The sequence below is a fragment of the Demequina lutea genome (genome assembly GCF_013409005.1).
In the GTDB taxonomy this organism is placed as follows: domain Bacteria; phylum Actinomycetota; class Actinomycetes; order Actinomycetales; family Demequinaceae; genus Demequina; species Demequina lutea.
This window is the reverse complement of the sequence record NZ_JACBZO010000001.1, coordinates 466,266-489,357: the sequence shown is the minus strand read 5'-3', so window position 1 is coordinate 489,357 and position 23,092 is coordinate 466,266. Positions and strand designations below refer to the sequence as shown.

The following is a 23,092-nucleotide window of genomic DNA, read 5'->3' as shown; positions in this document are numbered from 1 at the left end:
CGGATCTCCGCCCATTCGTTCACTGTGATCACCCAACCAATCTGCCTGGGTGGCCAAGTTTTCGAAGAGCGCTACCGGACTAGCTTTCGAGGAGCGTCGACAGAATTGAAAAGAGACTACGCATAGGGCGCTACCTCCACGTCCGGGAGGCGGACCAGCCCTGCACCCTTGCCTACTGGTTTTGACCGCGCCGATTGCGAGGCGTACCCCTTTTGGCGGCTCGACATAAGCGCTGCGCGGTGTGCATTCAGGTCAGGATCTGGCTGTGGCGAGCTTGGACCGGACGCGCACTAGGGGCGCGTTTGGATCCTGTGGTTGGGGCAGAGCGGCAAGGGCGAACTCGTCGATTACGCCGGGCCGGAAGACGAGACACGCGGTCGACCCACCGAACTGGAAGTAGCCCAACTCGTCGCCTTTGTTGACGTGGTATCCGGGCACGATTTCGGGATCGATGACGCAGGAGGAGACCTCGACCATGCCGACCGGGATCATCGCCATCAAACCGATCACCGGATCATCTGCCTTGATCAGGATGATCGCCCGGGCCGCGACATGAGCCAGATACGACTGCGACAGAGTCGGATCGACCGCCTCGACACCCTCGGAGTCCGCTTCGGAGAAATACGTGCCGTCTCTCAAATACGCCCGGACGATCGTTCCCGCGACCGGCGCATGCCAACGGTGGTAGTTCAGCGCACTCAAAAACGCCTGGTACACGGTCCCGCCGACGAACTGGTCCACAGATTCATCTCGTGCGAGGAGGTCATCGAGAGAGTAGGGCTGATTCTTGACCCAAAACCTGCTCTGACGTTGCACGTCCGAGCTGATCTTGCACGGAGTCGACTCGCACGCACTGACGATTACCTTGTCGTCCTCTCGATCCGCCACAGGCCGGGAGGTCGCGGTCAGCCGTCGGGCGAAGAAGTCATTCCACGAGGTGAATCCCCAATGCGCGGCCAGAGGATCGTACTCGTAGTCGTCCATCCCGACGACCTCCCGAGCCTTCTCTGACATCCACCCGGAGGGCGAGTCATTCAATACGTACAGTGACTCCTCGCTCGTCAGGAACACGCACCAGGCATCCAACACCTTGCGGAACATCGCGACGATGCGCGGGTCGCGGTGCGCAGCGAACCCTGCCTCCGTCCCCATGGTCCAGTCGAGGAGAGCTGTCAGCGGGGTGGTGATCATGCCGCCATCACTGAATTCCGGGGCCGTGGTGAGGATCTCGTTGATCAGCAGGAGCATCTGGTCGACGCTTGTGAGGTGCCTCTTGCGGTAGGGCTTAGATTTCGGAACCTGCTTGATCATCTCCGTCATGTAGAGCCGGACGACCGGGTCTCTGGCAATCAGATCCTGGAACTCGAGGATCACCGGGTGCAATTGGACGTTTTCCCGCTGCGCTTCCACGCGTTCCCGGTGCCCCTCGATCCAGTCCTCGAGGTCATCCTGTTTTTCGGGCAGCCAACCTCCCGGGCGCCGGATCCGGTCGGGAGGCGAGTCCATAGTCATGCCGCCAAACCTACCCCTGACTCTCAACCCGGGGTGAGGCGCCTACTTCCTGACAATTCGTGACCCATGGGCGGGGATGGAGACTTCTCTCGAATGACGATGACTACGACTGTGCTCGACTCCTCGGTTGTAATCGAGGATCCTGTTCTGATGGTTGATGATGCGCAGCGTCCGGACCCGGAGGTTCCTCAGCGGGCTCGGCGTCGTGCGTTCACCGCGAAGTACAAGTTGGAGGTGCTTGCGGCCTACGACGCCGCGTCCGGGGGTGAGAAGGGGGGACTGCTGCACGGATAGATGACAGGTTGACCTGACCCACGGTTTGGTTACCTCTCCTCATCGCACCACGCCCCGTCTGGGTTCGTCCCCGGCGGGGCGTGGTGCGGTCCCGCGAGGCTTCTTGAACCCCCACGCGTCATGTTTCGCGAATGGTGTCGTGGTTAGTTGACACGCGCGCTAATGTCAGCGATAGTTGACACATGAGTTCGCGTCACCCACAGACGACAGGAGAGGGCAATGATCGCGCTCGACGCAATTGACATCGGAGCACAGATTCGCAGCGGGCGGCAAGCCAACGCCTGGTCCCAGCAGGACCTTGCCGACAAGATGGGCGTCTCGCGCCAGTGGGTCGTGTCTGCGGAGAAGGGTTCCCCGACGGCACAGATACGCCTCGTGATCGAGGCGCTGCGCTGTGTGGGCTATGTGTGCGACATGGTCCCCGAGGCCAGCGATACCCTTCTCGACCAGGTCACCGGCGGCGCGTGATGGCGCTCGACGTCTACATCGAAGGTCATCACGCGGGCCAGATGACGCGCAGCGCCTCCGACACGGTGGTGTTCACCTACCTCGCCGCGTACGCCGCGTCTGGGGAGCGCACCCCGTTATCGCTGTCGATGCCGAAGCGGACCGCCGAGCATGCTGGCGTGGTGCCGCAGCGGTGGATCGAGAATCTGCTGCCGGAGAATGAAGACGCGCGCGTCGCAATCGCGAGCAAGTTCGATGTGCGCGCTACCGATGCCTACTCTCTGCTGCACCACATCGGCCTGGACGTTGCCGGAGCGGTGCAGTTCGTGCCTGAGGGGCAACCTATCGAGCGCCCTGGCGAGTTGATTCCGTGGAGCGACAAGCACATCGCCGCCGAGATCGATCGGCTCCATGCCAACCCGGCTGACGTGGACCTTGATTCCGAGATCGGTCGCTGGTCGCTGGCCGGGCAGCACGGCAAGTTCGCCCTCTCCCGCGTGGGGGAGCGTTGGGTAGAGCCGACGGGTACACAGCCATCGACGCACATTTTCAAGGTGGGTATGAACCACAGGGAACACTCTGATGTCGCCGAGTTCGTCACGATGCGCGCAGCGAAGATCATGGGGCTGTCGGTGCCAGGGGTGGACCTGCTCAACTTCGACGGACGGCTGGTTGTGGCAGTGGAGCGTTACGACCGCACGACGAGCGAGGACGCCGTTGTGCGCCTCCATCAAGAGGACTTTTGCCAGGCCCTCGGGATCGGCAGTGCGCAGAAGTACGAGAGTGATGGCGGGCCATCGATGCGAGCAGTAGAGGCGCTCCTGCGCGCCAACGTGTCGCCGGCGCAACGAGAGCGCTCCATCGCCGAGTTCGCCCGGCTACAGGCCTTCAACATGGTCGTGGCCAACACTGACGCTCACGGCAAGAACGGGTCGCTTCTGATGCGTGGCCCGCAGGTGCGTCTGGCCCCCGCGTACGACTTGATCAGCGCCGCGCTCGTGTGGTCGCCCAAGAGCGTGTGGTTCAAGGGCAAGATGGCGATGAAGTTCGGCGGGGACTACCGGCTGCGAAGGCTGGATGCGCGCACCACCGCCAAGGCGGCGGACGATCTCGGCGTGGACCCCGAAGGGTATTCGGCTGCGGTTTCCGATTTCGCCTCTCGGGTGGGCCCCGCACTGGATGAGGCGCTTGGCGCCGCGGCCGTCGCGGGCGTTGACCCGGCGGTGGTTGAGTCTCTGCGCTCGCGCGCCCAGGAGTGGGGCGAGCGGGTCGATGGAGTGTGCGGCGCGGCCCAGCCCGGTGCGGCTGCGGAGTTGGCCGTGGTCCGGAGACGCGCTAGTGCTCGCCTTGCGACCGCAATGCCGCCAGCGCGGAAGCCAGAAACGAAGACAGAGAGGGTTTGCAACGCTTACATCGCACGCACAAGGTCACGCTGCGTGCTGCCAGAAGGACACCCCGGCTCGCCGAGCAAGGGCCACCGCTCCGGTCGGTAGTCGACGACAACGAAAAGGACGATGAGGATGAGCACCACGACGATGAAGAGGCGTGTGGTGGCTGGCACGCTGGGCGGTCTGGTGCTCTTAGGCCTTTGCTCCTTCTCGACTGTGATGCACGACTAACCACCCACTCCGCGCAACGCCCCGCCCCGGTTCGCCCCGACGGGGCGTTGCGCTTCCCTGGCGCGACTGATCGAGCCGGGTAGATTGCCGCTGCACTCCACTTGAATATGCAACATCACTCGTAGGGGTATTCGGGGTCGGCTACCGGGGCTTCACGTGGACCTACCCGGTATCGCTTGACGCTGGACGGGTGGTTGGCCGCCAGTCGGCGGAGGCGGCCGCTCCGCACAGATGGTGCCGCTCAACCCATGGTGTTTGGCCCCGGCTCCCTCCCGACACCCCGAGCGTCGGGCATTGGCGACACGTGGGCGAGCTGGCGTTCCCGCATCGAAGTCGTCACGCAACCTTGGCGGCAATCCCACATCGTTCAGGAACCCGTTGCGGATGGCTCCCATCGGCTGGTTCCGTCGCCCGTGCTTGAGCGGCGGGCTTGAACGTACACGCAGCCTCTTTGGGCTTCGCGTGCGCTCCCACGCTGCAGACTGTCCATACGGCAACATCCAAGAACCACGATGGAGCGGCACCAACAAGAGCGGCGCGCCATGCCTCGCGGAACGTGGGGCGCTCTGCTGACTCACTAGTGCGCGCGGTGCGGCAGAATATCGGCGAATCGAAGCCGAATGGCTGACCTGATGGCTGACCAAACGTGCGGCGCGCGCGGCGTAATCCTACAAAATCCCTGGTAAATATTGGAGCCGCCTAAGAGAATCGAACTCTTGACCTATTCATTACGAGGAACGCGCGCTTAACCGCCCGTGACGTCGTCCGGCGCAACCGTGAGGAGTGTGTCGAGTTGGTCGCCACGCCCGCTGATCTGCCACAGTAAATCAGCGCTGCACTGCTCGCGTTCGGGGGTAGTCATGGTGCCGGCCCGCAGGTCTATGGTGCTGCTCCAGCACTGCCCGTACGAGACGGAGACGTCGCTGTACAACTTCTGCAGACTCACGACTGCCGCGTCGATCACCACAATGCGACGCACATTCACGTCGTGAGGATCTCGTTCTATCAGCCGCAACGAACTGCCCGGAGGCACGTCATACCCACCCGCCTTGAGTGCCGAGTCGGACATGCCATAGGTCGATGTGTCGAAGCAGCCCTTGATGTACGCGGGCAAGTCCGTGTCGTTCACATAGACCCCCGCGTCGAGGTTCCGCTGCATGCAGGCGACGGTGGCAACGTGATACTTCGCGATCTCGTACCTTGCGCCCTTGTCGGCCTGCGCCATCAACGCGTCGTGATCCGACGTGCACCCAGCGAGCCCAAGCATGGCGACGAGAGCGAACCCCACGACCGGCGCCAACGCTGTCACCTTGCCACGCCCGACCGGGCTCGAAGTACTCGGAGTATGTGTGGATGCCATCGTCGTTCCCCCCAAGGGTCCGTCAAGACACCAACCTACCCGCCTCATCGAGTCCGCTCCACGACTCCCCAAACGGGGAGAAAGTGTCCCCATAGTTGGGGAGCGTAGAGGGGGTCAAAAACTCAGCGTCCCCATTGTGTCCCCATACGGGCGTCTTGGGGAGCCTCAGTTGAGTCCCTTTCGGAACACAATCCCTGGTAATTGGTGGAGCCGCCTAAGAGAATCGAACTCTTGACCTATTCATTACGAGTCATTAGTAGCGCCTCAGCGCTCTTGGATGAGCCCGTTCCAGTCGTAGATGCCAGACAGTGCTGGCCCACTTAGACCACCTGTTCCACCTCTGGTGCTGACTTCTTGCTGACTTCGTCAGTGGCTCCATTGACGTCCCTCTCGCACGACATGCACCCCCACCGGGGTGCGCGAGAGGGACGTTTTGCTTGCGCCAGCAAGAGCAAACCCCCGCTCCCTGAAACTTGGCGGTGACAGGAGCGAGGGTTCTCAATCCAACGTGGTTGGACCTCCATGGTAGGCCGACCGAATCACACCGGTCAACGGCAATATCCATCGGCGAACCCGCGCATCGCGGAGCCCACACTCGCCGACGCGGTGACACGTCCCGCAGAGGTCTTGGCGCAGCTCTACGGCGCGCGCGCCGTGGACGTTCAGTTGAAGATCCAACGCACCATTGCCCCCCAACCGACGCCGGCGGCCACGCGATTGCCCGCTTGGCACCAGTGCACTCCCGTCCAACAACAACTCATCCGCGAATCGAGGAGAGCGATGTCACGCGCAGTCCACGCCGACGCCCCACTCCGGGGCCGGCGGGCCGAGGACCGGAACGCCGAACTCACCGTCGCCCGGGAGCGCCAGCACGACGGTGAGCGGCCTCGACGCTTCAGCAAGGCAAATTGGTGGACCTCGTATGCCACCTCGAACTTCCGCTCGGGCCTCGATGACACTCAGCGTGACCCAAGAACGGCACACACCGCACGCGACCGCATGGACGCCCTAGTTCGCGTGTTGGGAGCTGAGGCGAGACCACGAGGCCTTCGCACCGCGCCAGGACACGCGCGGCTCGCTGCGCGGTTGGCCGTGTCCGTCGGCACCATCAAGCGCTACGTCGGCATGCTGATTCGCGCAGGATTCCTGGCGCGAATAGTTGCGGGCCGAAGCGCTGACCTCGCTCACACCAATGGCTCAGCATTGCGTGCGGTGTATGTGCTGAGCCAGCCCGCCGACTCTCGACCTTCTGCGTCTCCCACAGGCAAGATCCTGCGGGCTGTGGAAAAGGTCGATACCCCCCGTGTGAACCCCCGTAGGGGGTCACTAACCCTGCGCGCGCGCGAAGCATCGCACCCGATCCCGTGCACGGAGAACATGGCGCTTGGGCTATTCGGCCGACTATCCGAGAGTTCACCGCGGCACCTTCCGACGCAAAGCGTCGGGCCTCGCCGTCGCGCCCGCGAGGTTCGATGCGAGTTCGCGGCCGCGCTGCGACACCGCGCCCCCGACTTGAGGCGATGCCCCTCGGCCTCAATTCGCTCGATCGCGGCCACAATCAAGGTCTTCGTGGACGCGGGCTGGTCAGTCGACGACCTGGTCCATGCGCTCGACCACACCCCAACCAGCAGGCGTAGCACGGCGCTCACCGCAGACATCGGGCAACCAGTTCGTTGGATGACCTGGGCGCTACGCGCCTGGCTCGATCCCGATGGCGCCCCAGTGGCTTCGCGCGCTCAACGGCGAACCGCCGAGACCGACGCCCGACACAAGGCCGCCGCAGAAACCGCCGCGAGACTCGGTGAACGGGCTGCGCTGCGCCGCCACTACGCCGCAGATCCCGCAACCCGTGCCGCCGTGGCGACGGCCCTCACTGCGGTGGCCGCCGCGGTGGCTGACACCACCGAACCTACGCGACCCGTCCGAGCCGGAACCAACCGGATTGTCACAGAACCCCACACAAGGAAGAGGTAAGAGCGCATGTCTACAGAACCCGGAATGAGGGCGCGCATGACAAGTTGGTGCCCAAGCTGCAACGCAATGATCGCGGTCGGCGACCCCATGTGGCCCAGGTTCGACCAAGCCGGCTGGATATGCACGCGGTGCGCCAATTCCCAGCAGCCGACGCCAACGGAGCGACTGCTGGCGCGGCTGGACTACCTCGCGCGCACCTCTTGCACCGCTTCGTTGAGACACGACGAACTCGAGATCATCCACACGCTCGTCTCAACACTCGGCGCCGCTTCGGCCCCACGGGGAGGTGCCACGCCTTCGCAGACCGCCAAGAAACGGCGGGTCAACAACGCCATCAGCAACTACTGAACCACGGAACTACGGAACCACGGAACTACTGACCTACTGACCTACTGGAACCCGGAGAAGGAACTCATGCTCAAGATCGCAATCACGAACCTCAAGGGCGGCTCCGCCAAAACCACGAGCACCGCATACCTCGCACACGCGCTGGGCTTGCAAGGCCGCCACGTCCTCGTCGTCGATGCCGATCCGCAAGGATCCGCCCTCCGATGGAGCGAGGTTGGCGAGTGGCAGACACCCACGATTGGCCTCCCCGTGAAAGACCTTCACACCCGCCTGCCTGGCATCGTGCCGGACTCAATCGACGTCGTCATCATCGACACGCCTCCGCTCGCAGAACAGGCTGGCGTAGTCCGGAGCGCGCTCCGATACGCGGATCTCGCGATTGTCTCGATGGCGCCAACGATGCTCGAGTTCGAGCGCCTGCCCGACGTCTGGCAAGCGATCGATGAACTCGAGGAGATCGATCAGGCGCCGCGGGTCACTCGAGTCCTGCTGACTCGCACAGTCGCGAACGCCAGGTCAACGGCACTGTTTCGTTCGGCGATTGAAGGCGGTGGACACCAGGTGCTGGCGACCGTCGTGCCACGTCGGGAGAGCATCGCGCAAGCATTCGGTGCACAAGTTACCGAACTCGGAGCGTACGAAGGTGTCGCACTCGAAGTCCTCGGACTCGAGGTGACCCTGTGACTCCCCGGGATAACGACCTCGCCATCCGACTTGCGAAGGCCGGATCGCGAACGGCAGCATCTGCGAAGCCCCCGCTACCGGCAGCCGGCTCGCAGGCCCCGGAAACTGGGGTCACGATGCCGAAGGGCACGAGCGTGCGCACCAAAACTGTGCGCGTCACCACGGACCTATCACCCCGCGACTATCGGACCCTGGTGAAGTTTTGCTCAGAAGCGGCAGGCGACTTGGCCGTGGCGAGAGTGCCGCACTCAGTGGCCGTCCGTCTCCTCATTGAGAGGCTCTCCACAGACCGCACGATGCAACTCGCATTGATTGAAGAGATCCGAGCGGCGAAGGCCTGAGCTGCGGCGAGCGGTGTCGGGGCAATGGGGTAGCAAGAGCGGGCCGCCGTGCCAAGAGGAGGCGGCGTGGAGAATTGGGCATTCCTTGCTCGGGATGCGGACCTCCTGGAGCAACTCTCGAGTTCACAGCGTGTCCAAGCAGTAGGGGTACTCACATCGTTCGAAATCGAAAGCATGGAGCCCGCGCGCATCCACACCCAGGCCGTGGTGGACCTCGTTCGCCGCCTGATCAGCGCTGACTAGTTCGCAGCAACCGTGGCCGCTGCCCGGACAGGAAACCACGGTTCAGCGTGACAGTGCGGTTGTCGACGCCCCGCAGACGAATCGCCAGCAACCCAGGCAATTCCTCGCGCCGATCCCCCGGCGATCCGCAAGAGCGGCTGACGCTGCGAGACTCGGCGCCAGAAGGCCGGTCCTCGAACAGCTAGACCCCCTGATCCACGTGAGTGGCGGGGGTCCGCAGAACAACGATACCTCCGACCCACAGGGCACTAGGCGGGCGTGCGCCAGCGGTGCGAAGGGCGACACCCAAGTTGCCTTCGCGACCCCGGTAGCGGCCGCGAGCCGTACGCACATTCTCAAACTGAAGTGCGGCGGACCGTCGCAACGTCTCCCAACACGAACCATCGCAAACGCGTTAAGTGCTCACGAAGTCGCGTTCCGGTAGCGTCATGAACCATGGACATCGATTGGGCTCGAACCCTTCTGAATGAGTACGTCAACATTTGCGAGCGACTCACTGCACACCAGAAAGCGAACAGGTACGACTGGGACGAAACCTGCCGTCAACTCGACAACGAAGCGATCGCGCGCGTCGCAACCATCACTCACATCATCCGGGAGCTAGACCCCGAGTGGCGCGGCCCGCTGGACCCACCCTCGCTCGCATCCGGAGACGGCGAGAGAATCGTGCGCCGGGCCTTGGGCGCTCTCAACGATCGAGAACAATGGCCCGAATACTTGGCGCCGGACTCACCCAAGATTCGAGCGGACAAGATGCATCCGGTTGTTTGGGACGCCGCATCAGTTGTGTGGGAGACCGGAGAGTACCGTTTAGCGGTGCAGCAGGCGGCAGTGTCCCTGTCTGCGCACATCAAGGCGCGTGTTCGATCGCCACTGAGCGACCGAGACCTTGTGCAACAGGTCTTCTCTCCGGATCCGCCAAGGATTGGCCAAACGCGCCTTCACTTTGATGGAGACTCGAAAGACAAGACCTGGCAGTCGAGGCAACAGGGCCTTCATCTGGTGGCCCAAGGAGCCTTCGCAGGGCTCCGCAATGTCGCCACGCACGATGTCGCTACTTGGGAAGAAGGCGAAGCCCTCGAGTACCTCGCCGTGATGTCGGTAGTTGCGCGTTGGGCAGATGAAACGAAGGTCGTTCGCCACACGTGAGAGTCATGTCGACGACGCTTGAAAATGAGGCCATAGCGACGGGCGAAAGCGAGGCCACCCAGGCAGATTGGGTGGATGATCACAGTGGAGGATTGGGCGTTGATTCGGCGGCTGGTCGCGGATGGTGTGCCGCGTCGACAGGTTGCTAGGGATTTGCGGATTGGCCGGTCAACGGTGGATCGGGCGTTGGCGTCGGCGCGGCCGCCGAAGTATGAGCGGCCAGCGCAGTTGACGTCGTTCTCGCCGTTCGAGGGCCGGGTGCGGGAGTTGTTGGCGGAGCATCCGTCGATGCCTGCGACGGTGCTCGCAGAGCGGGTCGAGTGGTCCGGGTCGATCACGTGGTTCCGTGACAACGTCAGACGGTTGCGGCCGGAGCAAAGCCCTGTCGACCCGGCTGATCGTCTCAGTTGGGCGGCGGGTGATGCGGCGCAGTGTGATCTGTGGTTCCCGCCGTTCAAGATCCCTCTCGAGAACGGCACGGCCGTTCTTCTTCCGGTGTTGGTGATCGTTGCGGCGCATTCGCGGTTCCTCACCGCACGGATGATCCCGACGCGCAAGACTGAGGATCTGATCCTCGGGTCGTGGGAGCTGATCCGGCAACTTGAGAAGGTGCCGCGGCGGTTGATTTGGGACAACGAACCTGGCATCGGGCAAAGGGGCCGCCTTGCTCAGGGCGTCGCTGCGTTCGCGGGAACCCTTGCCACAAAGGTCGTCCAGTTGCGGCCATATGACCCCGAGTCGAAGGGGATCGTCGAGCGGCGCAATGGGTGGATGGAAACCTCGTTTATGCCGGGTCGGACGTTCACCTCACCGGCGGACTTCAACGCACAACTGGCCGTTTGGTTGCTCACAGCGAACACAAAGGTCGTGCGCACGATCAACGCGCGGCCGGTCGATCTGATCGAACACGACCGGTCTCTTATGCTCCCGTTGCCGCCTGTCCCGTTGCAGTTGGGATGGCGGGAACGGGTCCGCCTCGGCCGTGACTACTACGTCCGCCTCGACGCGTCCGACTACTCCGTCGACCCGAACGCGATCGGACGAATCGTTGACGTCATCGCGGACCTGGACCGGGTGAAGGTTCGCCTCGCCGGGCGGATCGTCGCTGACCATGCCCGCGTCTGGGCCAGAGGAAGCACCGTCACTGACCCCGCTCACGTCGAGATGGCCAGAAGGCTTCGGCAGCAGTTTCAACAACCACGACCAGCGCCAGCCGAAGACCTCAAGAGAGATCTCGCCGACTACGACCGGGCATTCGGACTGAACGAGGAGGTCGCGTGATGTCCACGAAAACCCCGGATGCACTCAAGCAAATCACCTATCTCGCTGGCGCCCTGAAAGCCCCAAGAATCACCGACGCCGCGACCCGGCTCGCCGACCAAGCACGGGACGCGGGCTGGTCGTTCGAGGACTACCTTGCCGCCGTCCTCGAACGCGAAGTGAGCGCCCGCAACGCCTCCGGCAGCGAACTGCGCGTCAAAGCGGCCGGGTTTTCCGCACGTAAGACCCTTGAGGACTTCGACTGGGACGCGCAACCCGCGATCCGACCCCAAGTCGCCGCATTGGCGTCCGGCGGGTTCCTCACTGAGGCCCGCAACGTCGTTATGCTCGGACCTCCCGGAACAGGGAAAACCCACCTCGCAACTGCGCTCGGGATCGTCGCCGCTCGCCACGGACACCGGGTGCTGTTCGCGACCGCGACGGACTGGGCCACCCGACTCTCTGACGCCCACCGACAAGGACGCCTTCCACAAGAACTCGCGAAACTGCGTCGCTACGGGCTGATCATCGTCGACGAAGTCGGCTACCTCCCGTTCGAGCAAGACGCCGCAAACCTGTTCTTCCAGTTGGTGTCATCCCGCTACGAACACGCCTCACTGATCCTCACCAGCAACCTGCCATTCAGCGGCTGGGGCGAAGTCTTCGGAGACCAAGCCGTCGCCGCAGCAATGATCGACCGCATCGTCCACCACGCCGACGTCCTCACCCTCAAAGGCGCCAGTTACCGGCTCCGCGGACGAGGAATCGACAGTCTTCCGAGCACCAGAACCCAACATGGGGCAGACTAACAACACGAACCAGTGGCCCCATTTTCAAACGTCACTTTGGCCCCACATTCGAGCGTCGTCGACAAGTCAGACACCCGTGCGTCCCAGGCACACGGACTTCCCAACCCTCACGTCTCGGGACCGGCCACGTGCACGGTTTCACCCGCCGGGTGGATTAACGACAGGCCGGGTTAGCCAGGGCCTTCAGCGCTTGGGACTGCCGGGGCGGCCGCTTCAGCGGCACGTGAGAATCGACTGAGACAGGCCTTGGAAAGGTATCCCCGCACGAAGTGCCGGGCGGCGCTCGCAGGCGTGATTCCCCAGCGGTTGCGCATGTGATCGTCCAGGCCAAGTGACTGGACTGTCTGAACGAGGCTATTGCGCTCGAGCATGGAAAGGGCCGGTCCCAACAACTCATCGAAGCCTGACACCGCCTTCAAATCTTGCCAGGAGGCCACCATCATGTGGCCCGGCGTTTCTGGATCTTGCTTCGCGAGGTAGTCAAGAATCCGCAGATGCGGCGCCTCGATTTCACGGAGCATGACCGCCCACCCGACCTCCTCCATCACTAGAGCGTCGTCCTCGGTCACCGCGCCCGACGCCAAACCCCGGCCAAGAACACGAACCTTTGCCTCGGAGGCTGAATCCGCCGCCGCCTCAAGCGTCCGTGCTAGTAGCAACGCCTTCGCAGGATTGTTGACCAAAGCCTCAACCAGCTCGTCAATCGGCGTGTTTGCTTCGTTCGATGCCACTGCAAGCACGTAACCGCACGAATTCCGGCGGCGCTCGCGCAGCGCAAGTAGGCCAGTGTCTAGCGCCGGTAGCGCCGTCATCGCCAAGACCGCGGCTTCTGGGTGAAGCATCGCGACGGTGGCCGCCAGCCCAGACACCGCCATGCGACCGACCAGCGCGACCCCGTCCTTGTCCGCTTCATCCATGCGACCAGTATCCTCGGGTCACGCTTCGCATTCAGAGTTCCCAACTAGTTGAGGCCGACCGGGCGGCTTAACGACAAGCCGGGTTGACGACGTCAGTGAGCAAGTCAGTCCTGGCTCTCGACAGCGTTCGGGCCCGTGGATCAGCCATCTCCGGATTGGTACTGTGCAAGCCAATCCGCTGCACGTTCCAGAGTCGGGACCACATCCTTACCCGCCAGTTCCCTCATATACGACCGGCGTTGAGACTCATAGCCAGACGGAGGTGCTTCATCAATCCACCTGGGAATCACGGGGATTGAGAACGGCACTGTGAAGGGGATCGTGAGACCGCCTGCCGAGATCGCAATCCTTGCCAATTCACTATGGACGCTCGCATTCCGTACGAAGCGAATCCCTGTCATGAGGTCATCTACTGCCCCCTGGCGTCGGGCTTCGACATATGCCCCGCGTTCAGCCTTGCCGCCGAGCCCCTCGTCAACCGCTGCGATCCAAAACGCTGCCTCGGCGGCCGCGTGGGCAATCACCCGGGGGTCGCTTGTGCCACCGAGACGCGCTATGGCGCGGCGTGCACCGTCGAGCGCATAGTCAATTGCACTGGCTGTCAACGGTGTCAGCTCATGGTCTTGCATGGTTCATTGTGGGCACGTCGTGGGAGGCCCTTGCGTAGGGACGCGCCGAACCCAGATCGGTCCATGCATCTCAGATTGGTAATCCACGGACCGTAAGGGCACCTGTGCCCGCCAATAGGGGTTGATTAACGGCAAGCGGGGTTGGATGTGTCAGTTGACCCGCCCGGTCCACGGGTGCGCAGCGCCACACCCAAGGGAGCAACTCGTCAATACACCCATGCGGTGAATTTGATTCCGACGCTCCGCAAGCGTCTCCGGGCGTCAGGCTCTTGCCGCGCACGCGAAGCAGGAGCACACGGTCCATGCTCGGCGGCGCATCGCGCAGGCTCGCCGTCCATCGGTGGACCGCTAGTGACCGTGACGGTGGTGAGCGTCGGGGTAGTGCTCGTGGGTGTGGGTCTCACTGGCGTGGTGATGCTGGTGACGATGCCACGTGCCGGACTCAACTGGCTCCGAGTGGTCGTGCTGATGGTGGCCGTCGTGGGAGTGCCAGTGACTGTGGTCGTGCGGAGGGTGCATGTGCTCATGGAGGTGCCGCTCGGTGAGGTGCAGCCAGATCCCCACGCCCATGAGTGCCGCGGCGAGCAGCAGTGGCCATGTGACAGGCTCGCCGAACCCGATGGCGATGACCGCGCCCGCGAACGGTGCGACGGAGAAGTAGGCACCCGCTCGAGCGGTGCCCACGTGCCGCATTCCCACGATGAACAGCGTCAGGCTCAGCCCATAGGCGAAGAAGCCAAGGACGAGCGCGCCCGCGATGTTCGCGGCCGCGGGCAGTTGGGCACCGAGGCTGAACGCGAGGATCAGATTTACCGGGCCTGCAACGGCACCCTTGACCGCGGCCAGCCACGTGGCGTCCGTGAGGGCGATAGCGCGGGTGAAGTTGTTGTCCAAGCCCCAGCTGAGGCAGGCACCCAGGACGGCGAGGGCGGGCCAGGGGCTGCCGAATTGGACGCCCAGGGGGACGGTGATCACGATTGCGCCCGCCACAATTGAGGTCATCCCGAGCGCGACGCGGCGGTCGAAGTTCTCGCGGAACACGAACCACGCCAGCAAGGCGGTGAAGACGCCCTCCGCATTAAGCAGCAGGGACGCTCCCGACGCCGGCATGTTCGACAGCCCGACCAGCAGGAGTACCGGTCCCAGGATGCCCCCGAAGAGGATGGACCCTGCGAGCGGGAGCATCTCGCGGCGGCTGAGCCGGACGCGCGGCGCTCGGCGTGCCACACGGATGATGGTCAGGCCCAGGCCGGAACCGCAGTATAGGAGCCCGGCCAACGTCCACGGGCTGACGTCGCCCAGAAGAATCTTGGCGAACGGTGTGCCAGCGCCGAAAAGCACGGCCGACGCGAGGGCCGCCTGAACGCCCCGGTTGCGCAGCGCAACTGATATCACGCCGCCGTCCCGGGCTCACACCACGTGTTGCTCACTCGCAGATTCTCTCACGCGCCCTCGCAGGCGAACGGGCCGGGCTGCGCCCCGGCCACGGTGACAAGCGGCACCACTGACGACAGCAGCATCTGCGCAAAGGGTGTCTTACTGTGCACCCGCTCGGGGGTGGATTAACGACAAGCCGGGCTGACGGTTTGAGCCGGCTGTGAATGGGCGTGACGGTCACGCAGGATGCACTGGGCGTCAAATAGTGGTCGCCGGCGCCACATCAACGCGGTGGACTAACGGCAAGCCACCTTCGCGAGGGCATCCCGGTCAGTCCAGTTCGAGGTTGTCACTGGCTGATTCCCCAGTCACGGCATCGTCAGTGAACAGTTCCGGGAAGCGTTGCCTACGAGCGGCGAGAACGTCGGGTGAAGCCGTGGGCGCTACGGCCAATGTTCAGCGGGCGAGGCGTCACCGGCCCGCCTGGGTCACCGCGTGCAGCCGCGGTTCGATCGAGTCGGCCATCATCGTGACCTCGCGCTCGGTGATGCCGTGGCGACGGGCGTGATCTCGCCATCCGGCGAGCGACGCAGCGACATGGGCGATGCGGGCGCGGGCCTCGTCGGCGCCGATGCCTGCGTCGTCTGCGAGTGCTAGAAGCCCTTCCGCTTCGTCGGGGGGAACATCGGCTCCGGCGATCGACGTTGAGCGCGGCTTCGAGAGGTCAGGGTTGGGGTTGACGTCGAAGGCTGGGCTGAGCGACCAAAGGCCGCCCGTGGCGAGAAAGCCGTGGTTGCGCAGGTGGTCGTCGGTGTTGCCGAGCGCCACGGACGCGACAACCCTGTCGTAGAGCTCACGACGGTCGGCCTGGCTGGACACCGAGATGTCGCGTATCGCCTCGACGATGTCCGCGTAGTCGCGGCGCTGCCCGTCGCTGGCGCCGGTCGCCGTCATCGCGCTGATGTAGCCCACGCGCACGCCGGTCATAGTCCTGTCGAATCTGCGCACCAGCAGCACGCTGCGATCGTTGACACGCACGAGACGACGCCAGGGCGTGCGGAGACCCGCGTTCTCGAGCAGGTCGAGCGCGGTGGCCTCCCAGGCCATCACATCCCACTGGTCGGATGAGTGAGGGAACTTCGCGATGGCGAGAGCGCCATCCTCGAGACGGACCGAGGCTTTGGGGCGGGCGCCACCCAGGCCGGTGGTTCCGGTGTCGAGCAGCTGCTTGACCGCGTTCGAGGGATCCGCGTCGGAAGCGAGCTCGTCGCTGGCACGCAACAGGAGGGGCAGCGAGATGAGCTTCGGCACGATCGACGGCCGGCCGAGGTACTCCTCGTGTCCGGGTAGACGGAACCGCAGCGCCCCCTGGCGGGTGTCGTCGCTCACGCCGAGCAGAAAGTCCACGTCGTCCAGACTGTGCGGCGTGCGGCTGTCTTCGCGGGCTCGCACGCGTTCCGCCTTCTCGATGAGGTTGCGCCCCCATCGGTCGGGGGCACTGTCGGCAAAGGCGCGAAGCAGCCCAACTTGGTGCTGGGATCCGCTCGTCAGTTGCAGCCCTGGGTCGATGTTCATTCCGCCGTCGGCGAGATATCCGGCGTCGTACACGAAGGTCGTGGAAATCTGGCCGCGGGTACGGGTGAAGTGCGCCTGGCCGACGATGCGCGTGTGGCCATCCAGTTCTGTGGACACCTCGAGGGTCGTCATCGTGCACGCTTCTTCGTCAGGTTGCCCGCTCGCAGTCGCCCGATGTCGCTGCCCAGCGGATCCAGGGCGTCGACCACCAGGTCGAGCGCGCCGAGCGCGCGGAATACCTGTGCAACGTTGGCGAAACTGACGTTCGGATCGCCCGACTCGATCTTGCGCAACGTGGTGCGCGAGATGTCTGCGCGCTCGGCGACCTGTTGCGCGGTCAGGTTCAGCACCATGCGCCAGCCGCGCACGTGCTCTCCCAGCTCGGTGATCTCACGGTCAATCTTGTAGCCACCCACGGTCGCCTCCTTATGGTCACCAGAGTACGCCTATGTACGCGTAATGGACAGTATAGCCACCATAGCGGGAGACGGCCCCCGGTGCCGTTCTCGGCGCCGCTGGCCTCATCTAACCCTGACACGTAGGGTGAGCCCGATCGCGATCTCCGCCCGATCCGACACCGTCACCAACCTCCGCACCAACGCCTCCCAAAACTAGAGTGTTACTACGACGCTATGACACCGCCATCTGGCAGCCCTGCTCACGCAGGACCCGGCAGATCGACTCGACCGCTTACCCTTCGGTTCTCATCGTGTCGATGAAACCCAGCATCAATGGTTGCGGGGGTCGAGTTCCCCCACGAAGAAACTTGTTGCCGCCCCCAGGATCGCGACATCCACACGCAGGTGTTTGTTCTCCGCCTTCAACCGTTTGACCTGCGCATGCTCGACGGACGACACACCATCGCGGGTGCCGTCATCGATATCGGCCTGCAACACCCACCGCCGCACGGGAACTCGTGCCCCCGCCCGACCTGAGGGGCCACAGCCGCAGACGCGGCCGCCAACGAGGGACACTCCGGCCGGTGCTCCCCCACAAGTCGCGCCGCCCGGTCGCGGAGCGCGGGATCAATCTTCTTCGGCATGACATACATACTTCCAACTCAAAAGGATGCGGCATCAAACCCGGGGCACTTCAGCCCCAATGGTGAAAGGACTGCGGCCGCGACGCGAATGCTGATTCCGTCCCCTGCAACGCAATGCATGGTGGATCCGACGAGTTGACGCCAACGAGCCCGAACGTACTCTTCGTGGACTCCAGGCAAAGGCTCACGGCACGAAAGGATGTAGAGCACGAGGCCGATCGGGCCGGTGAACAGGGTAACGATCACGAATCCCCACTTCAGCACCGGCGACTCGGGTGTTCGCGCAATGTCGATCGCTACGAACGCGAACGAGGTGAGCACCTCCGCGAACCAGAGCAGCATGATCCCGTCGAGCATCAATTCGGCGTCTCCATCGTGCGGCGACCGTGACGCGACTGGAATGCCGCCGGACTATCAGGACCTCGGTGGCATGCGACGCGCTCTCACTCGGCATCGGTCGATGTCAGGTAGAGGGCGGGATTGGCGACAAAGGCCGTCCGGCAGCCTTCCGAGCAGAACGAGTAGTCGACACCCATGTGTGTCGCGTGCCCCGCGGCCGTGCGTGGGTCGATGCTCATCCCGCACACCGGGTCCGTCACCGTGGCGGCCGCATCGTCGTCGGTCACGTTTTCTGGGGACGCATCCGTCACGTCCAAGGCAGGCTGGCCCGTGGTGTACTTCGCCGGGTCTGCGACGAACTTGTCGTGACAGTTGTCGGAGCAGAAGTAGTAGTCCTGGTCCTGGTAGATGGTGTGGGCCGGAGCATCGGACGTACGCACCTGCATGCCGCACACCACGTCCTTGGCGTATCCCCCGCCTCCACCGAACTTCGCAGCGTTCTTGTACATGTAGTACAGCAACCCGAAGATGGCCACGGCGAGGGTGTCGAGGATGGTGGTGTAGTTCAGGCCGAAGTGGACCGTGGCGATGTCTCCCACGAGGGTCCCTGGGATCTGTCCCAGGAGGGTGAAGATCCCCTCGGTGATCAGCCCCGCCAGGCTCATCGTGGCCCAGAACACGAGCGAGAGCCTGATCGCAAGCCGGGTGCCGTAGAACTTGCGGTAGATCAGCACCAGCGGCAGCGCAAGCAGGTCGGCAAACACGAAGGCGATGACCCCGCCGAAGCTGATGCCGCCCTTCCAGAGTGCGGCGGCTAGGGGTACGTTGCCCACGGAGCAGACGAAACTGATGAATGCCAGTACCGGTCCGACGATGACGTTCTCGAGCGCTGACCAGATGCCGTGCCCGGTCAGGAACAGGGCCCTCCAGACTGAGGTCGGGACGGCCACCGACGCGAACCCCGCCACGACGAACCCGATGACGAGCTCCTTGCGGAGCATCGTGACGTCGCTGATGGTGTAGCCCGACGCGTCGGACCAGCCCGCCCGGGAGCGGATCCGCTGGCGCCACGGGGTGGACGTGTGAGCGTCTTCCTCAGCGTCGGCGTGCCCTTCGTGTCCGTCGCGACCCGTCTTTCGAGCGCGCAGGCGCTCTCGCGCGGCGTCGATCTCGGCAACGTCGATCACACGCGGCAGGATAAAAGCCAGCAGTGCGATCATGATGGATCCGCCGATGAACTCGGCGACCGCGAACTGCCAGCCGATCAGTAGCCAGAGCACCGCGCCAAGTTCGATGACCAGGTTCGTGCTGGCGAACATGAACACCATGGACGACGTAAAGTCTGCCCCGCGCACGAATAAACTCTTGGCCAGTGCACTCGCAGCGTACGAGCACGAGGAACTGACCATCCCGAAGAAACTGGACCGCACGATTGTCTTCGGTCGGTGATCACCCAAGACGCGCTGCATCTCACGTTTCGACACGAACGCCTGTATGGCACCCGACAGGGCAAACCCGAGAACCAGCGCCCACAGTGTGTCGTAGAACATCCAGAAGCCCTCGGCCAAACTGGACCCGATCGTTCCCAAAATTCCCACGTCACACGCTACTTTGTTCGCCGGACGCCGGGTCTGCTAGGGGTGCCGTCGCGTGTCCGGATTGGGGCTCACGGTGCTCGTGCAGTTCACGCCAGAGGTCCCGCAACTCAGAAACGACGAATTGCGCGCGCCCGGCCAGGCCGGTACGACACTCCGGCACGCCCGAACCGTCCGGATCGCACTCTTCGGCAACTGGCATCAGCCTTCACCTCTCTTCTCGATGGGTGCCCTCGAGTTTCCGCCTACACCCTGCTACTTAGCCTGGTGCGCTCCCGTGTACCCATTCGCGACGAACGTGTCGGCGCATCCCTGGGAGCAGAAGTAGTAGGTGGTGCCGTCGTGTTCGATCGTCGCGGCTGCGGTCGCCGGATCGATGCTCATCCCGCAGATGGGATCCGTAACCTTCTCGGATGTCATGGACATGGTGGATCTCCCTTGCTCTGAGACGGCTGTGGCCGCCATCGCTGCGTGCGACACACAGGCGCGTCGCCTGTCTCGACAGTAGCCCTTCCAGTGGACTGGAAGGTAAAGGCCGAGATCGACGCCGCATTCCGCGTGATGCCAAGAGGGCTGGCTGCGCCGCCCCGAGGCGTTGTCACGCAGGTGTCAAGATGGGCCCATGAGCACTACAGCCGACTTGCAGGGCCCCTTGCCGCGTGCTCGCGTCCTGGTGGTGGAGGACGAGGTGTCGCTTGGCCGATTGATCGCGTCGTACTTGTTGCGCGACGGCTACGACACGGAGGTCGTCGCAGATGGTCGTGAGGCGATAGCGGTCGCACGCGCGAATCCGCCCGACGTCGTGGTCCTAGATCTTGGGTTACCGGGCGCGGACGGTATTGAGGTCTGCAGGACGCTGCGGACGTTCACAGATTGCTACGTGATCATGCTCACCGCGAGGGTCGAAGAGGTCGATCGCCTCATCGGGTTGTCCGTCGGCGCCGACGACTACCTAACCAAACCCTTCAGTCCCCGCGAACTTGTGGCACGGGTCGGTGTGATGCTGCGGCGACCACGGGGGTTTGCGGGAGGGGCCGACGCGCCCGAGGTGCACGAGACGGTGGAGGCGCATGAGGTCCTCACGGTGGGCGAACTCAGCGTGGATCTCACGGCCAGAGAGGTCCATCTGGCCGGAGGGGTCGTGGAACTGACGCGCACGGAGTTCGATCTGCTCGCGGTGTTGGCGCGGCAGCCGCGCCGGGCCTTCTCTCGCGACCAGCTCACCGAACAGGTGTGGGGCCCTGCGTGGTTCGGAGACCCCCACCTCGTGGACGTCCACCTGGGCCACGTGCGTCGAAAACTCGGCGACGACTCCTCAACGCCCATGTACGTGCAAACCGTGCGCGGGTACGGGTACCGGTTGGGGCCAGGCACATGAGGCGGTGGATGGCGTTGGCGGATCGGGCCGACCTAGCAACGCGCCTGCTGATCGCCATAGCGCTCGTCGTCGGGGTGGGCGCAGCCACGGACTGGGCCGTCGGCGCGACCGTCGGTCCCGGCCTCTTCCATGAGCACTTGCTTCGCGCGGTCGCAACGGGGGAAAGCCCCACGGATCATGCCGATCGTGCGTACGCCGCCGCATCGGCGCTCACTCTCTCGATAGCCCTCGTCACCGCGCTAATCGCGTCAGCGGGCGTGAGCGTTATTATCGCCAGGCGGATTCGACGCTCGCTCGCGCCTTTCGCTCAGGCCGCCCATCGCGTCGCGATAGGCGAACGCAACGTGACCGTCAGCCCGCCAGGAATCGGGCCAGAATTCGATCGAGTCGCGGCAGCGTTTACCGCAATGGCAACAGATCTGGCGCATGTCGAGGACACCCGCACTCACATGCTCGCGGACCTGGCTCACGAGATGCGAACACCACTCGCCGTGCTTGCCGCGTATCTCGAGGCGGTCGGAGACGGCGTGGAGCGGCTCGACGAGTCGACCATGCACATAATGCAGGCGCAAGTCGAACGGCTCAGCAGACTCTCCGCAGACGTGGCACTCGTGACCTCGGCACAGGAGGGGCGCCTGTCCCTGGACCGACACCCCATCGACGTCGACACGGTGGTGAAGGGGGCAGCCGCCCAGGAGTCCGATCGCCTCGCCGAGTGCGGCCTGACGATCCACGTGCGAAGCGCGCCGGGTCTGCTCGTGGACGCGGACCCGGACCGGATTGGCCAGGTGCTCACCAATCTGCTTGAGAATGCTCGACAGCACACCCCTCCGGGCGGTGTCGTCGACGTTGAGGCGACCGCAGAAGTCGACGCGGTCCGCGTGACGGTGCACGACTCGGGCGAGGGCATCGCGCCCCAGGATCTCCCTCGAGTCTTCGACCGCTTCTTCCGTGTCGATGTGGCGCGTGACCGGGCTCACGGTGGTTCGGGCATCGGACTGTCGATCGCTCGGGCCATTGCCACGGCTCACGGCGGCACCCTCGTCGCTGAAAGCGAGGGCCTGTCGATGGGCTCGACGTTCAGCCTGACCTTGCTGCGGCTGCGGACCGAGCCCGAGCGGGCCGGAGCCCCAGAGCGATAGGCGCGCGTCGGACATTCGCGGCGATCTTCATCAAACCTTCGTGAAATGCGTACGAGAATCCCCGTGTCCTGCGTCGATGCTGGAGAGCAACGACACGAAAGGACAAGATCATGATGGGTTGGTACGGCGGAGGAATGACAGGATTCGCATGGGTGGGAATGGGCCTGTTCTGGTTGGCCCTGCTCGGATTCATCGTGTGGCTCGTGATCCGCCTGTTGCCCGGCAAGTCTCACGAGCCGGCAGCGGCGGCGATCCCGCCCGTGTCGCGAGTAGCGGCCCCCGCGGTCCCCGCTTCCGCTCGGGCGCTCGCAATTCTCGACGAGCGCCTGGCCAGCGGCGAGGTGGACCTTGACTGGTATCGCGCCGTTCGCGAGACTGTCCTCGAGAGTCGCGAAGGCGAACGATGACGGGCCTCACGCGCGGATGGACTATCGCCGCGCTGGTAGCGGCCATGGCCGTATTGGCGGTGTCGGCCGTCGCCACATTCAACCTGGCGGCACGCGGGCAATACGCGACCAGCTGGCCCGGGACCGACCGCGCGGTGGCGGGCCAAACGGAGCCGTCCGCGCAGAACGCGGGGACCGTCGTCGATGTCGTTGCCATGGACATGGCGGGCGGTCGGATGATGGGGAGCCAGCGCGGCATGATGGGCGGCGCGATGGCGCTGCGCTCCGACCGCGTCGACGTTCCGGCGGGCACCGTCACACTCCAGCTCTACAACCAGGGCACCATCACACACGAACTTGTGGTCCTGCCGCTTGCTGAAGGTCAACAGGTGGGTGCGCGCTCGGTGGGAGCCGACGGAAGAGTGAGCGAGTCGGGCAGCCTCGGGGAGGCATCAAAGTCCGGTGGCGAGGGCGCCGGCGACGGCATCGAACCCGGCACCACCGGTTGGGTGACACTGAATCTTCCTGCCGGCCGCTACGAGATCGTCTGCAACATCGAGGGTCACTACGCAGCGGGCATGTACACGCTGCTCGTGGTCGGCTAACGCGGCGGGGTACAAAAGGACGCGTATCAATCGTGCGGTCACGTGCCGCGCTCGAACGAGGAGACTA

General features: G+C 64.2%; 24 protein-coding genes and 1 pseudogene. 14 read left to right on the top strand and 11 right to left on the bottom strand.

The features are described from left to right. Positions 1 to 252 precede the first annotated feature (252 nt). Entirely contained in the window at positions 253 to 1,512 is a 1,260-nt protein-coding gene (locus tag BKA03_RS02400) for a phosphatidylserine decarboxylase family protein (protein WP_062075456.1), read from the bottom strand. A gap of 93 nt (positions 1,513 to 1,605) precedes the next feature. Here BKA03_RS02400 and BKA03_RS02395 point away from each other — a divergent pair, with 93 nt between their 5' ends. The 3 genes from BKA03_RS02395 to BKA03_RS02385 all read left to right on the top strand — a co-directional run bounded on the left by BKA03_RS02395 (position 1,606) and on the right by BKA03_RS02385 (position 3,746). Next, the gene (locus BKA03_RS02395) at positions 1,606 to 1,806 is read left to right on the top strand and encodes a hypothetical protein (protein WP_062075455.1); all 201 of its coding nucleotides are present in this window, start codon (positions 1,606 to 1,608) and stop codon (positions 1,804 to 1,806) included. A gap of 219 nt (positions 1,807 to 2,025) precedes the next feature. Beyond that, on the top strand, positions 2,026 to 2,274 hold the full coding sequence (locus BKA03_RS02390) for a helix-turn-helix domain-containing protein (RefSeq protein WP_062075454.1): 249 nt from the start codon (positions 2,026 to 2,028) through the stop codon (positions 2,272 to 2,274). Further along, positions 2,274 to 3,746, top strand: coding sequence for a type II toxin-antitoxin system HipA family toxin (locus BKA03_RS02385; protein WP_062075453.1), 1,473 nt, complete (start codon positions 2,274 to 2,276; stop codon positions 3,744 to 3,746). The genes BKA03_RS02390 and BKA03_RS02385 overlap by 1 nt, the downstream gene beginning before the upstream one ends. A gap of 871 nt (positions 3,747 to 4,617) precedes the next feature. Here BKA03_RS02385 and BKA03_RS02380 read toward each other — a convergent pair. Continuing rightward, on the bottom strand, positions 4,618 to 5,172 hold the full coding sequence (locus BKA03_RS02380; protein ID WP_062075452.1) for a hypothetical protein: 555 nt from the start codon (positions 5,170 to 5,172) through the stop codon (positions 4,618 to 4,620). A gap of 582 nt (positions 5,173 to 5,754) precedes the next feature. Between BKA03_RS02380 and BKA03_RS02375 the strand changes: the two genes are divergently transcribed. The 7 genes from BKA03_RS02375 (at position 5,755) to istB (ending at position 12,040) form a co-directional block, all read left to right on the top strand. Then, entirely contained in the window at positions 5,755 to 7,206 is a 1,452-nt protein-coding gene (locus BKA03_RS02375; protein ID WP_062075451.1) for a hypothetical protein, read from the top strand. A gap of 6 nt (positions 7,207 to 7,212) precedes the next feature. Then, positions 7,213 to 7,554, top strand: a complete 342-nt coding sequence (locus BKA03_RS02370; protein WP_152649574.1) for a hypothetical protein — start codon at positions 7,213 to 7,215, stop codon at positions 7,552 to 7,554. Positions 7,555 to 7,620: 66 nt separating this feature from the next. Further along, complete coding sequence (locus tag BKA03_RS02365) at positions 7,621 to 8,238, top strand: nucleotide-binding protein (protein ID WP_062075449.1); 618 nt, start codon at positions 7,621 to 7,623, stop codon at positions 8,236 to 8,238. A gap of 407 nt (positions 8,239 to 8,645) precedes the next feature. Then, positions 8,646 to 8,822, top strand: a complete 177-nt coding sequence (locus BKA03_RS02360) for a hypothetical protein (RefSeq protein WP_179397662.1) — start codon at positions 8,646 to 8,648, stop codon at positions 8,820 to 8,822. A gap of 435 nt (positions 8,823 to 9,257) precedes the next feature. Further along, positions 9,258 to 9,971 carry a TIGR02391 family protein gene (locus tag BKA03_RS02355; RefSeq protein ID WP_062075447.1) on the top strand — a complete coding sequence of 238 codons (714 nt, stop codon included), beginning with the start codon at positions 9,258 to 9,260 and terminating at the stop codon, positions 9,969 to 9,971. Between the two features lie 75 nt (positions 9,972 to 10,046). After that, entirely contained in the window at positions 10,047 to 11,252 is a 1,206-nt protein-coding gene (istA, locus tag BKA03_RS02350) for an IS21 family transposase (protein ID WP_179397661.1), read from the top strand. Next, positions 11,252 to 12,040: an IS21-like element helper ATPase IstB gene (gene istB / locus BKA03_RS02345; protein WP_179397660.1), complete on the top strand. Its 789-nt coding sequence runs from the start codon at positions 11,252 to 11,254 to the stop codon at positions 12,038 to 12,040. The genes istA and istB overlap by 1 nt, the downstream gene beginning before the upstream one ends. 170 nt (positions 12,041 to 12,210) lie before the next feature. On the opposite strand, the gene BKA03_RS02340 is transcribed toward istB, so the two are convergent. The 9 genes and pseudogenes from BKA03_RS02340 to BKA03_RS02300 form a co-directional block, all read right to left on the bottom strand. Beyond that, positions 12,211 to 12,957, bottom strand: a complete 747-nt coding sequence (locus BKA03_RS02340; protein WP_062076287.1) for a hypothetical protein — start codon at positions 12,955 to 12,957, stop codon at positions 12,211 to 12,213. Between the two features lie 140 nt (positions 12,958 to 13,097). Next, complete coding sequence (locus tag BKA03_RS02335; protein WP_179397659.1) at positions 13,098 to 13,562, bottom strand: hypothetical protein; 465 nt, start codon at positions 13,560 to 13,562, stop codon at positions 13,098 to 13,100. Between the two features lie 372 nt (positions 13,563 to 13,934). Continuing rightward, a complete protein-coding gene (locus BKA03_RS02330; protein ID WP_062076289.1) occupies positions 13,935 to 14,981 on the bottom strand; it encodes a DMT family transporter in 1,047 nt (348 codons plus the stop codon). Between the two features lie 453 nt (positions 14,982 to 15,434). After that, positions 15,435 to 16,670, bottom strand: coding sequence for a type II toxin-antitoxin system HipA family toxin (locus BKA03_RS02325; protein ID WP_062076290.1), 1,236 nt, complete (start codon positions 16,668 to 16,670; stop codon positions 15,435 to 15,437). Then, positions 16,667 to 16,954, bottom strand: coding sequence for a helix-turn-helix domain-containing protein (locus tag BKA03_RS02320; RefSeq protein WP_062076291.1), 288 nt, complete (start codon positions 16,952 to 16,954; stop codon positions 16,667 to 16,669). The genes BKA03_RS02325 and BKA03_RS02320 overlap by 4 nt, the downstream gene beginning before the upstream one ends. A 277-nt stretch (positions 16,955 to 17,231) precedes the next feature. Further along, positions 17,232 to 17,580 (bottom strand): annotated as a pseudogene (locus BKA03_RS15110) (IS3-like element ISPfr13 family transposase); the annotation flags it as partial. Positions 17,581 to 17,598: 18 nt separating this feature from the next. Next, positions 17,599 to 17,937, bottom strand: coding sequence for a hypothetical protein (locus tag BKA03_RS02310; protein WP_062076292.1), 339 nt, complete (start codon positions 17,935 to 17,937; stop codon positions 17,599 to 17,601). An 86-nt stretch (positions 17,938 to 18,023) separates the two neighbouring features. Then, positions 18,024 to 19,517, bottom strand: coding sequence for a permease (locus BKA03_RS02305; RefSeq protein ID WP_152649655.1), 1,494 nt, complete (start codon positions 19,515 to 19,517; stop codon positions 18,024 to 18,026). A 252-nt stretch (positions 19,518 to 19,769) separates the two neighbouring features. Beyond that, positions 19,770 to 19,940, bottom strand: a complete 171-nt coding sequence (locus tag BKA03_RS02300; RefSeq protein WP_238579493.1) for a YHS domain-containing protein — start codon at positions 19,938 to 19,940, stop codon at positions 19,770 to 19,772. Between the two features lie 196 nt (positions 19,941 to 20,136). Between BKA03_RS02300 and BKA03_RS02295 the strand changes: the two genes are divergently transcribed. From BKA03_RS02295 to BKA03_RS02280, 4 genes are all read left to right on the top strand, one after another. Continuing rightward, a complete protein-coding gene (locus BKA03_RS02295) occupies positions 20,137 to 20,892 on the top strand; it encodes a response regulator transcription factor (RefSeq protein ID WP_062076294.1) in 756 nt (251 codons plus the stop codon). Positions 20,893 to 20,900: 8 nt separating this feature from the next. Then, positions 20,901 to 22,034 carry a sensor histidine kinase gene (locus BKA03_RS02290; RefSeq protein ID WP_179397657.1) on the top strand — a complete coding sequence of 378 codons (1,134 nt, stop codon included), beginning with the start codon at positions 20,901 to 20,903 and terminating at the stop codon, positions 22,032 to 22,034. A 110-nt stretch (positions 22,035 to 22,144) separates the two neighbouring features. Next, positions 22,145 to 22,441, top strand: a complete 297-nt coding sequence (locus BKA03_RS02285; protein ID WP_062076321.1) for a hypothetical protein — start codon at positions 22,145 to 22,147, stop codon at positions 22,439 to 22,441. Further along, positions 22,438 to 23,025 (top strand): sulfocyanin-like copper-binding protein, encoded by a 588-nt coding sequence (locus BKA03_RS02280; protein ID WP_062076320.1) that lies wholly within the window; start codon positions 22,438 to 22,440, stop codon positions 23,023 to 23,025. The genes BKA03_RS02285 and BKA03_RS02280 overlap by 4 nt, the downstream gene beginning before the upstream one ends. Positions 23,026 to 23,092 lie beyond the last annotated feature (67 nt).